The following is a 12,844-nucleotide window of genomic DNA, read 5'->3' on the forward strand; positions in this document are numbered from 1 at the left end:
GCCCGCCGGTTCTATTTGATAATGAGAATGATTATCAAATACGGGGGCGTGAATGCGGTACGAGGTGCTGGAACCTGGGAGATCAAGGACGAAGGGCGCGCGCGTCGCCCGTGTGGGGCGAGGGCGCTGGCGTCCGTCGCTGTATCTGGGCTTGTTGATTGCCGCGCATCCGGCGGTGGCGTTCGCCGAGACGGCGCCGGTGCCGGCGTCGGCAGCCGGCGCGGAAGTCCGGAAGGAAGAGGCGACCGCCGTGAAGGCCGCCGCGGGCGAGCTGAAGGCGATTTCGGTGACCGCGTCGCGTGGCGTGGCCGACGATCCGTCGGTGGCGACGGTCGGCAAGATGCCGCTGGCGTTGCGGGAGATTCCGCAGTCGGTCAGCGTGACGACGCGTGAGCGGATCGACCAGCAGAACCTGTTCTCGCTCGACGAAGTGATGCAGCAGTCGGCGGGCGTGACCGTGCAGCCTTACGTGTTGCTCACTACCGCGTACTTCGTGCGCGGCTTCAAGGTCGATTCGTTCGAATTCGACGGCGTGCCGGTGGTGATCGGCGACATGGCGAGCGCGCCGCAGGACATCTCCGTGTACGAGCGCGTGGAAATCCTGCGCGGCGCGAACGGCCTGCTGCACGGCTCGGGCAACCCGGCCGCGACGGTCAACCTCGTGCGCAAGCGGCCGCAGTACCAGTTCTCCGCGAACGCGAGCGTGAGCGTCGGCAGTTGGGACCGCTATCGCGCGGAAGCCGACATCGGCGGGCCGCTCAATGCGGCCGGCACCGTGCGCAGCCGGCTCGTCGCCGCGTACGAGGATCGCCATTTCTTCTACGACCACGCGAAGCAGGACACGCGCTCGATCTACGGGATCACGGAAGTCGACGTGACGCGCGACACGCTGCTCACGTTCGGCGCGCAATACCAGACGACGCGTTCGATACCCGACATGTCCGGCGTGCCGATGGCGCGCGACGGCTCGAGCCTCGGCCTGTCGCGCTCGACGTTCCTCGACACCGCGTGGGGCCACTTCGACTGGGACACGACACGCGCGTTCGCGTCGGTCGAGCAGAAGCTCGGCGCCGGCTGGAAGGCGAAGGTCAGCGGCGAATACCAGAGCGTGCGCTCGGACCTGAAGTACGCGGGCTCGTACGGCGCGATCAACCCGGCGACCGGCGCGGGCGGTGCGCTGACGGGCGGCGCATATCAGTTCAGCAGTTACAGCCGCAGCATCGATGCGAACGTGCAGGGCCCGGTGCATGCATTCGGCCTCACGCACGACCTGTTGTTCGGCGTGACCTACGCGAACAGCAGCAGCGGGCAGATGACGGCGCAGCTGCTGGGCAACGTGGTCGGCACGCCGGTGAACGTGTACCGCTGGAACCCGAGCAGCGTGCCCGAGCCGGACGTCGGTCCGTACCAGCAGTCGCAGCAGAACGACATTTCGCAGAAGGGCGTGTACGGGCTCGGCCGCATCAAGCTCGCGGAACCCGTCACGCTCGTGCTCGGTGGCCGCATGAGCTGGTGGAACCAGGACAGCCTCGGTGCGCATTACAACACCGGCCACCAGTTCACGCCGTACGGCGGGCTGATCTGGGATTTCGCGCGCGACTGGTCGTGGTACGCGAGCTATGCGGAAGTGTTCCAGCCGCAAACCAAGTCGATGTGGGGCGGCGGCATCCTGACGCCGGTGAAGGGGCGCACCTACGAAACGGGCGTGAAGGGCGAGCTGGCGGGCGGCAAGCTGAACGTGTCGCTCGCGGCGTTCCGCATCGATCTCGACAACAGCCCGCAGGTCGATCTCGCGCATCCGTGCGCGGGGCCGAACTGCTACTACGTGAACGGCGGCAGCGTGCGCAGCCAGGGCTTCGAATTCGAGGCGAACGGCCGCATCACGCCGTGGTGGAGCGTGTGGGCGAGCTACACGTACGACACGATGAGCTACGCGGACAACCTCGCGAACGCGGGCTCGTCGTTCGCGCCGCTGCTGAACCCGCGTCACCTGTTCCGGCTGTGGACCAACTACGACCTGCCGTGGCAGGAACGGCGCTGGAGCGTCGGCGGCGGCGTGCAGGTGCAGAGCAATTACTCGGCGCAGGCGGGCGGCGTCACGATGAGCCAGGGCGGCTACGCGCTCGCGAGCCTGCGGCTCGGCTACCGCTACGACAAGCACTGGAGCGCGGCGGTCAACGTCAACAACCTGTTCGACCGCAAGTACTACCTGAGCCTGAGCAACCCGGGCTGGAACAACCGTTACGGGGAACCGCGCAACGTGATGCTGACCGTGCGCGGGCAGTTCTGATGGCGGGCGGCTGGGGGACGCGCGCGGCGCTTGCGATCGGCGGCGTGCTGCCGGGCGCGGTCGCGCTGGCGGTCACGCTCGCCCGTCATTACCCGGCCGACGGCCTGAACCGGCTCTACGCGGCCGTGCTGCTGTCGCTTGCGGCGGGCGTCGCCGTGCTGCTGTGGGTGCTCGTCGCGCCCGGGCGGCGGCAGGCCGCGTGGCGTGCGGGGGCGTGGCTCGCGGTGCTCGTGCCGTGCGCGATGTTCTGGGGAGGGCGCTGACATGGACGCTTCATTGCGTTCGCGCTGGCGCGCCCTACATCGCGGCGCCGGTGCGCTGTTCGGCGTGGTGCTGTTCGTCGTGCTGTTCAGCGGCACGTGGAGCCTCGCGACCGATTCGATGCAGGGCTGGTGGCGGCCATCGTCGATCGCCGTCGCGCGGCCGTCGCTGCCGCTGAATGAACTCGTCGCGCGCGCGGCGGCGCTCGGCGTTTCGCTGCGCGATGCGCGCATCGTGCTGCCGCAACCGGACGATCCTGCGATCCGTTTCTGCGACGCCCGCCAGGCGTGCACGCTGGCGCTCGACCCGGCGACGGGCGAACGGCTCGCCGACGGCGGACGCGCGGCGTTGCTCGTCACGCTGCACAAGACACTGTTCGCGGGCTTTCCCGGGCGCATCTTCGTGAGCCTGTGGGGCATCGTGCTGCTCGTGCTCATCGTCGCGGGCGTGGTCGTGCATCACCGGCGCTGGCCCGACGCGGCGCGCATCCGGCGCGGCAAAGGGTTGCGCGCCGCGCTGTTCGACCTGCACGCGTGGATCGGCCTGTGGGGCTCGCCGTGGCTCGTGCTGTTCGCATTCACCGGCGCGTTGTCGGGGCTCGGCGCGCTCGGCACGGTGTCGCTCGCGGGCGTCGCGTATCCGGGGCAGCCGCAGCGCGCGTTCGCCGAACTGCTCGGCGGGCCTCCGCCTGCGGCCGCCGGTGGCGCGTGGCAACGCGCGCCCGATCTCGATGCGCTGTTGCGGCGCGACGCGGCACGCATGCCGGATTTCCGGCCCGAAGCGGTCGTGCTGCATGGCTGGGGCGATGCGAACGCGCGCGTCGAGATTGCCGGCACGACGGCCGGCCTGCCGAGTACGGCGGTGTTCGAGCGTCACCTGTACCGCGCGGCGGACGGGCAATGGCTCGCGGATGCCACGTCGCGCGGCCGCGGTTTCTGGCTGCGCGCGTTCATCGCGGTGCAGCCGCTGCACTTCGCGCAGTACGGCTGGGTGGGGGCGATGGGTGGCGTGCTGCGCGTCGTGCATTTCCTGATGGGGCTCGCCGCGTGCGCGCTGTGCGCGACGGGGCTGCATCTGTGGATCGAGCGGCGGCGCGCGCAGCAGGATCGCGCCGCGAACGTGCTGGCCGCGATCGCCGTCGGCACCTGCGGCGGGCTTGTGCTCGCGGGTGGCGTGCTGCTGCTCGCAGGGCGTGCGTTGCCCGATGGCGTGCACGTCGACCATGTGCTCGCGATGCTGTTCTGGGCCGTATGGGGCGGCACGGTCGCGCTCGCGGCCTGCGTGGCCGATCGCGCGGCGTGGCTACGCAGGCTGATGGGCGCGGCCGGCGCCGCGTACGGGCTGGCCGGCGTGACGCACTGCGCGATCGCGCTGCTCGGCGCGGGCGAGCCCGTGTACTGGCCGATCGACGCGGCACTCGTCGCATTCGGCGCGTTGCTGCTGCGTGCCGCGCGTCGTCCACGCCGTGATGCGATGCGGCCCGCGCGCGTACCGGCCGGCGCCGAACCTTTTTAATGTCATGCAACTGGAGACTTCGATGCGCGATCTGCTCGAACATCGCCGCCTGGTCATTACGATCACGCTGCTTTACCTGTCACAGGGAATCCCGATCGGCATTGCGATGGACGCGATGCCGACCCTGCTGCGCCACGACGGCGCGCCGCTTCACGCACTGGCGTTCCTGCCGCTCGTCGGTTTGCCGTGGGTCGTGAAATTCCTGTGGGCGCCCGTCGTCGACAACCGCTGGTCGCCGCGCATCGGCCGGCGGCGCAGCTGGATGCTGCCGATGCAGACGCTCGTCGTGCTGTGCCTCGGCAGCCTCGCGCAGATCGGCATGACGGTCGCGACGGCCGGGTGGGCGGTCGGCCTGCTGGCCGTCGCGTCGCTCGCGAGCGCGACGCAGGACATCGCGAACGACGGGATGGCCGCCGAGCACTTCAGCGGCGACACGCTCGCGAAGATCAACGCGATCCAGATCGCGGGCGTGATGATCGGCTTCTTCGGCGGCGGCGCCGGCACGTTGACGCTGATCGGCCTGTTCGGCCAGCGCGCCGCGTTTCTCGCGCTGGCCGCCGTGCCGCTCGCGAGCCTGGCGTGCGTGCTGTGGGTGCTGCCGAGCGATGCGGACCGCGCACGCGTGCAAGCCGACCACAATGCGAGCCTCGTGCGCTTCGCGAAGCGGCCGCGCTCGTGGTCGCTGCTGTCGCTCGCGCTGCTGTCGGCGATGACGGCCGTATCGGGCTTCGGCTTGTCAAAGCTGTTTCTCAACGACGCGGGCTGGACGCTCGACGCGATCGGGAAACTCGGGATGGCCGGTGGCATCGTGACGGTCGTGCTCGGTTGCGGCGGCGGCGCGTGGCTCGTCCGGCGGCTCGGGTTGTGGCCTGCGTTTACGGCCGGCGTGAGCTGTGCGGGCGCGGCCGCGCTGCTGTGGTTCGCACAGGCGAGCGGGTGGCTGCCGGTGTCGTCGTCGTGGGCATGGCTGTGCACGGTACTCGGCTCACTGGCGACCGGGATCACGTCGGTGTCGATCATGACGGCCGGCATGCGCTTCGCGGGCGGCAGCGACCAGGCCGGCACCGACGTGACGGCCGTGCAGAGCACGCGCGATCTCGGCGAGCTGATCGCGTCGTCGACGATTTTGTCGCTCACCGCGAAGGTGGGATATACGGGCGGGTTCCTGGCCGGTGTGGCGCTGGCGGTGCTGGCCGCGTTGATCGCGATGCGGTTGCGGCGGCGGGAGGCGGCGCAGCGCGGGGTGGCGGGCGACGTGCTTGCGTAGCGGCACGTTGACGCTGCATGACGGGTGTCGGCATCGCGCATCGACTCGGCCTGCCGCATCGGCGGACCTGACGGCAGCGGCCGGATGCGGGGGTAAACATGTTCTTTGCGTCGTATTTCCGGCTTGATATAAGGAAGCGTTGCCGCGATCGTGAGAATCGCGCCCCGCTTCCGGGCCGGACGCGGGCAGCCACCGGAGTCCCGCGCCGATGTTGCAGAACCTCTATTCCCCGTACCTCGATTACGATTCGCTGAGTCGCGAACTGGCCGTGCCGCCCGCGAATCCGTCGGTGCCGGATTTCCCGTCCACGGTGATCCGCCAGATCGGCAACGGGCATCACTATCGCGTCGAATACGCGAACGCCTATGCGGACGGCCAGACCGAATTCCACGCGCAATCGCCGGCTTTCTGGATGACTTCCGTCGACGTCAGCTTCGCGGGCGTGGTGCGGCGACGCACGCGCGGACAGAACACATTGCGCATCCGCGTCGGTCGTGGCGGAGCGGCGTCGTATGCGGTGGGCGGGCGCGAGATCAGCCTCGACGGCCCGTCGATGGTGCTGGTCGCCGAGCCCGATGGCATGCCGGCGGGCGACGTGACCGAGCGAGGTCATCATCAGGTGACGAGCATTTGCCTGCACCGCAGTGCGCTCAGCGCGCTTTATGCCGGCGCGGAAGAGGCGCTGCCGCTGCCGTTGCGACATTTCGTCGAGGGCACGCTGACGGAATCGTTCATGCATGCGGGGCCGATTTCACCCGCGATGTTCGAATGCCTGCGGGACATCGGCGACTGCTCGCTCGACGGCCGCAGCCGGTCGATCTATCTGCACGGGCGCAGCCTCGAGATCGTGGCGCGCGCGATCGATTCGGTATCCGATGCCACGCGCCACGCCGGCGACGAAGCCGGCCACGGCGAAGTGAGCCGCATGACGCGGCGTGCGGTGTCGAAAGCGCAGTCGGTGCTGGAGGAGCATTTCGCGGCACCGCCTTCGCTCGATGTGCTGTCGCGCCAGGTCGGGCTGAGCCGTAGCAGCCTGTGCGCGGGATTTCGCACGCTGCTCGGCAAGAGCGTGCACGAATACGCGCACGAACTGCGCATGCAGCAGGCGCTGCGGCTCCTGCGCGAGCCGGGTGTGCCGGTCACCGACGTTGCGTACGCGGTGGGCTACAACCATCCGAGCAGCTTCTCCGTCGCCATCCAGAAACGCTTCGGCATGTCGCCGCGCGAGTTGCGTGCGCGTGGCGGGGCGGTCATGGCCGACCGCGTGCCGACCGTCGATTGAGCGTGGGTGCGCGCGTCAGGCGACGCACGCGCGCATGCGCAGCATGCGGCCAACCACCTGCACCACGAAATCCGGCGATTCGTACGGGAAATTGTGTCCGTCGCCCGCCGGCGCGTGGATCAGTTCGCTTCGCGACGACGTCGACACATAGCGGCCGCGCGACGCGCTCATCAGCGCGAGATAGCGCTCGAAGCCGGCTTCGTCCACGCCCATGCGGCGATACAGCTTGTCTCTCTCGGTGGCCTGCTCGGGCCGCATCTCCGATGCGTCGCGCGGGGTGACGACGAACACCGGCAGGTCGCCGAGTTCGCCGTCGTGAACCAGCGTGTCGAAGCCCGCGTGCGCGCTGCGCGCGACACCCAGTTCGGCGAGGCTGGACGCGGCGCTGAACCCGGCACGCGCATGCATCTCGATGCGCATGGCGCCCAGTGCCAGCGCCTCGGGGAGCTGGCTTTCGACGAGGTCGAGCAACCGCTTGACGGCGGGCTGACGGCGGCCCAGCACGTCGACGAGATCGATGTGGATACCGAACAGATGCAGCACGCCGCTCAGGTTGCCGGCTACCGTCATGGCGGTGGGGCGCAGGCATGGCGGCGCGTAGTTGAAGAAGTCGGGATGGGTCGCATCGAGCAGGACGAGGCCGCAGGCGAGATGCGGATGGCGGCGCACGAGGTTGGCGACGAGCAGGCCGCCGAACGAATGGCCGACGAACACGAACGGCCCGTGTTCGCCTGCACGGTGCAATGCTTCGACCACTTCTTCCGCCTCGCGCGCGGTCGAGCGCGGATAGGGGCCGGCGTCGCTCCAGCCGCTGCCGGGCCGGTCGATCAGGATCGAGCGTGTGGTGTCGCGACAGGCCAGATGCAGATGATGGAGGACGAGGCCGCCCATGTGCGCGCCCGACATCCAGACGATCGGCGGCAGGTCGTCCGCACGGCCTTCCGCGAGGATGTGGATGCGATGGCCGCCGACATCCACGAGCGTGCCCGGCGGCGGGCAGGCCCGGCGCACGCGGGCCAGGAACGCGAGGTGATGGAGCGAGCCGGCCGCGAGCGCGATGCCGGCGACGATCAGTATGCCGCCCGACACGGGCAGGCCGGTGCGGACGAACCCGCCGCCCGCGACGCCGATCGCGAACGCGATGGGCAGGCCCGCCCAGTCGCGGCTCAGGAAGGCCGGAAGCCATTTGAACATTGGAATTCCCCGATTCCGCCAGTACATGAAGAAACGGCGACGCAGGATGGCGAGCCGTCCGATGGACTTCACACCATACCCGACGCATCGTTGGTGCGCTTTCGCTGCCCGCCGGGGAACTGTCGCGCGCCTCCGCGCTTTCGTGCATCCCGACGCGGCGTGCATTCGGCGTGGGTGGCCGGTATCGGTGGTGCGTGTCGGGCATGCGAGCGACAGTCGCACGCAAAAGCATTCCGGCCGCTGGCAAAAGGATGTCGGGCGGAACGTCGTTACATTGGCGACATGCGTGCCGGCCGCCATTGTTGTCGCGGCGCCCGGCGACGCCCATTTTCTTACCATGGAATCCGGCTATGCAAATCCTGAAGCACCAGCTAGACGACCTGCTTGCGAACGCCGTGACCGGTCAGGCCACGGCCGGTTATGTCGCCGGCGTCTGGCACCGGGGCGAACAGATCGAACTGGCGCGCGGCATCGCGAACCTGAACACGGGCGCGGAGATGACCGTCGATACGCGCTTGCAGATCGGTTCGGTTACCAAAGTGATGACGTCGCACCTGCTGATGCGTTACGTCGAGGCGGGGCGTATCGGCCTCGACGATCCCGTGGTCGCGCATCTGCCGTCGTTTACGCTGGCCGATCCGGCGCACGCGCAACGCCTGTGCGTGCGGCATCTGCTCAATCACACGAACGGCATCGATGCCGACAGTTTCAGCCCGATGGCCGAAGCCGGCCCGGGCGCGACCCGCGATTTCGTGGAGCGGCTGGCCGGCTTCGGGGCACTGTTCGAGCCGGGCGAGACGATCCACTATTCGAACGCCGGCTTCGTGGTTGCCGCGCGGCTGATCGAGGTGCTCGCCGGCAAGCCGTACAACCAGGTGCTCGAAGAAACGCTGTTTCGCCCATGCGGAATGAACGAATCGTGCACGTCGGCCGAGCAGGCGATCCTGCATCGTCATGCGGTGGGCGTGTTCGCGAACGCGACGGGCGGCGGGCTGCAGGCCACGCGTGCGTATCTGTTGCCGCCGTCGCTGGCGGGCGCCGGGTCGACGCCCATTTCCACGGTGCGGGACATGCTCGCGTACGGGCGCATGCATCTGGCGGGCGGCTCGATCGACGGCACGCAGGTCCTCGCGCCGGAGACGGTCGCGGCGATGCAGGCCGTGACCTTCGATGCAGGGCGCCCGTGCGTTCCGCCGATCTGCGTCGGCTGGTGGAAGGTGCCGGTGAGCGGCGTGACCGTGTACTGGCACGGCGGCACGACGTATGGCACCACGTCGAGCTTCGCGGTCTGCCCCGAGCTGGATCTCGTGATATTTACCGCCGGCACGGGCCCGGGCGCCAGCGCGCTGCACGACCAGGTATTGCTCGCGACGCTCGCGCATCTCGGGCACGAGGCCGTGATGCCGTTTCAGCGGGCCGCGTCGAGCCGGCCGGTGTCCCGCTATGCCGGCGGCTATCGGCACTATCCGATGCGCCTCGCATCGGTGGCGGGAAACGAGCGGCTGTCGGTCGAAGCGTACTGGACCGAGATGGACGCCGATAGCCGGCGGGCCATGCTGTGGCCGAGCGGTGGCGTGGAAACGGGCGACGGCGAGACCCGCTATGCGTTCGACGGCGGCTCGACCTACGTGCTCGAACTCGAGCCGCTGGCCGACGACCTGTTCGCGCCGCCAGGCACCTCCGATGCGCAGCTGTGCGGCATCAACGGACGGCTGGCGCTGGTGTCCTTCCGCGGTGACGGCGACTGGCCGCACGGCGTGCATACGCGCCTGCGCTATCTGCGCCGCGAGGACTGACGCGCCCGCGGGCGAATACCGTTCCACTGCGACACGCGCAAGCCGATAGATCCGGTGGAATTAAATTATTTCGTCATGCAAATCGTATCGACGGCTGGCCAGCAGGCATCGATGCGACCACGAAATCCACGCGCCCGTCCGGGCGCGTGTTGTCGACCGATATTTCAAACCCGAGCAGGAGTGACCATGCGTATCTTCGTTGCGGCGCTTGCGCACGAGACCAATTCCTTTTCCCCGATTCCAACCAGCCTGCACTCGTTCAAGGAACGCACGCTGTACCGGCCGGCCGGCGGCGTGCCCGACGGGCAGGCGGACGAACTCGTCGGCTACGGCACGTTCGTGCGCGAGGCGCACGCACGTGGCCACGAGGTGAGCGCCTCGATCTTCGCGTTCGCCGAACCGGGCGCGCCGTGCTCGAAGCAGGACTATGAAACGCTGCGCGACGAGATCCTGGACGGGTTGCGCGCCGCGCAGCCGGTCGACATCGTGCTGTATCTGTTGCACGGCGCGCAGATGGCGCAGGGCTACGACGATTGCGAGGGCGATCTGCTGGCGAAGACGCGTGCGCTCGTCGGCCCCGACGTCGTGATCGGTGTCGAGCTGGACCTGCATGCCAACGTCACGCGTGCGATGCTCGATCATTGCGACATCCTGCTGGCGTGCAAGCACTATCCGCACACCGACTTCGACGAACGGGCGGTCGACCTGATCGATCTCGCCGAACGCACCGCGCGTGGCGAAATCCGGCCGACGATGCACTTCGAACGCGTGCCGATGCTCGGCATGTTCTTCACGACCGAACCGCGCATGGCGCGACTCAACCAGGATGCAATGGATCGGGAAGGGCGCGACGGGGTCCTGTCGGTGTCGCTGATCCACGGATTCCCGTGGTCCGACTTTCCGGATACCGGCGCCGGGGTGCTGGTGGTGAGCGACGGCGAATCCGGCACGGCCCGCGCGCATGCCCGCGAACTGGCGCGCGGCTTCGTGGCCGTACGCGACGAGACGCATGCACTGCGCCTGCCGATCGCACGCATTCTCGACGAGATCGAAGCGACGCCGCCCGACGCGTCGGGCCTGCCGTTCGTGATTGCCGACACGGCCGACAACCCGGGCGGCGGCGCCGGCTCCGATTCCACCTTCATCCTCGAGGCTGTCCTCGAGCGGGGCCTGCGCGATGTGGCGATCGGCATGATCTGGGATCCCGTCGCGGCGGTGTTCGCGCGCGATGCCGGCGTGGGCGCGACGATCGAACTGCGCCTCGGCGGCAAGAGCGGCCCGCGCGCGGGGCGCCCGCTCGATGTGGTCGCCCGGGTCCTCGCGGTCGAAACGGGGCTGGCGCAACACGACGACATGTTCAAGTTTCCCGGGCCCGGCCTGGGCCTTTCCGCCGTGCTGGAGATCGACGGCGTGCGGGTGGTCGTCAACTCCGTCCGGCAGCAGACCTACAGCCCGAGCTGCTTCTTCGATCTCGGCGTTGACCTGCGCCGTTGCCGGGCCGTCGTGGTGAAGTCGACGCAGCATTTCCAGGCGCTGTTCGGCCCGTTGGCGCGCGCGATCTATTACTGCGACACGCCGGGTTCGCTGAGCCTCGATTTCAGGGTCGACGATTACGCACGCCTGACACGCCCGATGTGGCCGTTCGACGAAATCGCGGTCTGACCCGGCCCGCATCGTCGGGCAGTCGCGCGGACGCCAGCCGAATACTTTCGGCCGTCCGCGAAAGTTTCGCCGCCGTCGAGCGGCTATCGTCTGCAGGCCGGCTCTCGCGACCGGCCGGGAATGAGCCCGGCGTCGGCCGGGGCAGACAGGATCGTCAGCGCAGGAGGCGCAGCGTGCGTAATGAAATAACCGGTCGATCGCCGTCGTTGTCACGCGCGTGGTTCGCGCTGGCCGTGCTCGCGCTGGCCGCGATACTCGGCATCACCGACCGTCAGATGCTGACGCTCGCCGTCGAGCCGCTCAAGCGCGACCTCCAGCTCAGCGATACCAGCCTGGGCGCGATCGTCGGCTTCGGCCCGATCCTGTTCGGCGCGTTGGCGTCGCCGCTGCTCGGCTGGCTCACGGACCGGGTCGACCGGCGCTGGCTGCTCGTCGCCTGCGTGCTGGTGTGGAGCGCGGGGACGGCGCTCTGCGGCCTCGTCACGCAGGGCTGGATGCTGTTCCTCTGCACGCTCACGCTCGCGGTGGGCGAGGCGGGGCTCGGGCCGGTCGTCTACAGCATGTTGCCGGACCTGTTTCCGCCTTCACTGCGCACGGCGGCGAACACGATCTTCTTCGCGGTTGCGCTGTTCGGCGCCGGGCTCGGGATCGCGGGTGCCGGCGCGATCTTCAGCGTGGCCGCGCCGCTCGCACACACGCTGTCGATCGAACCCTGGCGGCTCGCGTTCCTGCTCGTCGCGATCCCCGGGCCGGTCGTCGCGGGCTTGTTCGCACTGGTCGGCCATCCACCGCGCGGCGGCACGGCCGACGCGCACGCACGCGCGCAGGAGACGCTTGCGCATTACTGGCGGCGCTCGGGACGGATGCTGACGTGCCTGGTCGTCGGCTATGCGATGGCGGCCTTCTACGTGGGCGCGATCCTGGGCTGGGCGCCGGTGTCGCTGATCCGCGATTTTCACGTCGACGTCGCCCGGTCGGGGCTGTACAGCGGCATCGCGGTGGGCGGTGGATCGGCACTCGGCTTGCTGGTGAGCGTGCTGGCCGTGCGATGCCTGCGCGCGCGCTGGGGACGGCTGCTGCCGGTCGTGATCGGTTGCGCGATGGCGCTGCTGGCCGCGCTGTTGTTGCTGACGATGTCGTTCGCGACGAGCACGGCGATGCTGCTCGCCTGCATGATCGGCATCATCGCCGCCTATATCGCCGGCGCGGCACTGACGCCGACGCTGTTGCAGGACATCGCGCCGCCGCATTTGCGCGGGCGCGTCGTCGGCACGTCGTCGCTCGTCACGTACGCGTTTCAGGCGATGTCCGTGCCATCCGTCGGCGCGATCTCCGATGCCCTCGACGGCACGCCGTACGCATTGATCAAAGGGATCGTCTGGCTCGGCGTGCCGGCCGCTGTCTTCAGCGTGATCCTGCTGGGTCTCGTGTTGCGTACCTTCCGCACACGATTCGAACCGCCCTGCGAAGTCGGCGCGCAGGCGCTTTAACGTCGCCGCACGCAGTTCTCCTGCCATTGACGCGCCTTCCGTGCGAACGCACGCACGGAAGGCGCGCGTCGTTAACTTTCTCCCGCA

The 12,844-nt window shown here is 68.9% G+C and carries 9 protein-coding genes; 8 read left to right on the forward strand and 1 reads right to left on the reverse strand.

Going from position 1 to position 12,844, the window contains the following annotated elements; all coding sequences use genetic code 11:
* Positions 1-52: 52 nt before the first annotated feature.
* The 5 genes from BCEP18194_RS26165 to BCEP18194_RS38820 all read left to right on the forward strand — a co-directional run bounded on the left by BCEP18194_RS26165 (position 53) and on the right by BCEP18194_RS38820 (position 6,615).
* Positions 53-2,290, forward strand: coding sequence for a TonB-dependent siderophore receptor (locus BCEP18194_RS26165; protein WP_011354285.1), 2,238 nt, complete (start codon positions 53-55; stop codon positions 2,288-2,290).
* Positions 2,290-2,553, forward strand: coding sequence for a hypothetical protein (locus BCEP18194_RS26170; protein WP_011354286.1), 264 nt, complete (start codon positions 2,290-2,292; stop codon positions 2,551-2,553). Before BCEP18194_RS26165 ends, BCEP18194_RS26170 begins: the two co-directional genes overlap by 1 nt.
* A 1-nt stretch (position 2,554) precedes the next feature.
* Positions 2,555-4,066 (forward strand): PepSY-associated TM helix domain-containing protein, encoded by a 1,512-nt coding sequence (locus tag BCEP18194_RS26175; protein ID WP_011354287.1) that lies wholly within the window; start codon positions 2,555-2,557, stop codon positions 4,064-4,066.
* A gap of 22 nt (positions 4,067-4,088) precedes the next feature.
* Complete coding sequence (locus BCEP18194_RS26180) at positions 4,089-5,333, forward strand: RhtX/FptX family siderophore transporter (protein WP_011354288.1); 1,245 nt, start codon at positions 4,089-4,091, stop codon at positions 5,331-5,333.
* 208 nt (positions 5,334-5,541) lie between these two features.
* Positions 5,542-6,615 carry a helix-turn-helix transcriptional regulator gene (locus BCEP18194_RS38820; RefSeq protein WP_011354289.1) on the forward strand — a complete coding sequence of 358 codons (1,074 nt, stop codon included), beginning with the start codon at positions 5,542-5,544 and terminating at the stop codon, positions 6,613-6,615.
* Positions 6,616-6,630: 15 nt separating this feature from the next.
* On the opposite strand, the gene BCEP18194_RS38825 is transcribed toward BCEP18194_RS38820, so the two are convergent.
* The gene (locus BCEP18194_RS38825; protein ID WP_011354290.1) at positions 6,631-7,809 is read right to left on the reverse strand and encodes an alpha/beta fold hydrolase; all 1,179 of its coding nucleotides are present in this window, start codon (positions 7,807-7,809) and stop codon (positions 6,631-6,633) included.
* Positions 7,810-8,159: 350 nt separating this feature from the next.
* On the opposite strand from BCEP18194_RS38825, the gene BCEP18194_RS38830 reads away from it, so the two are divergent.
* The 3 genes from BCEP18194_RS38830 (at position 8,160) to BCEP18194_RS26205 (ending at position 12,757) form a co-directional block, all read left to right on the forward strand.
* Positions 8,160-9,605: a serine hydrolase domain-containing protein gene (locus tag BCEP18194_RS38830; RefSeq protein WP_050781614.1), complete on the forward strand. Its 1,446-nt coding sequence runs from the start codon at positions 8,160-8,162 to the stop codon at positions 9,603-9,605.
* A gap of 186 nt (positions 9,606-9,791) precedes the next feature.
* Complete coding sequence (locus BCEP18194_RS26200; protein WP_011354292.1) at positions 9,792-11,267, forward strand: M81 family metallopeptidase; 1,476 nt, start codon at positions 9,792-9,794, stop codon at positions 11,265-11,267.
* Positions 11,268-11,440: 173 nt separating this feature from the next.
* Complete coding sequence (locus tag BCEP18194_RS26205; RefSeq protein WP_011354293.1) at positions 11,441-12,757, forward strand: MFS transporter; 1,317 nt, start codon at positions 11,441-11,443, stop codon at positions 12,755-12,757.
* Positions 12,758-12,844: the final 87 nt, after the last annotated feature.

The sequence above is a fragment of the Burkholderia lata genome (assembly GCF_000012945.1).
Taxonomy (GTDB): Bacteria; Pseudomonadota; Gammaproteobacteria; order Burkholderiales; family Burkholderiaceae; genus Burkholderia; species Burkholderia lata.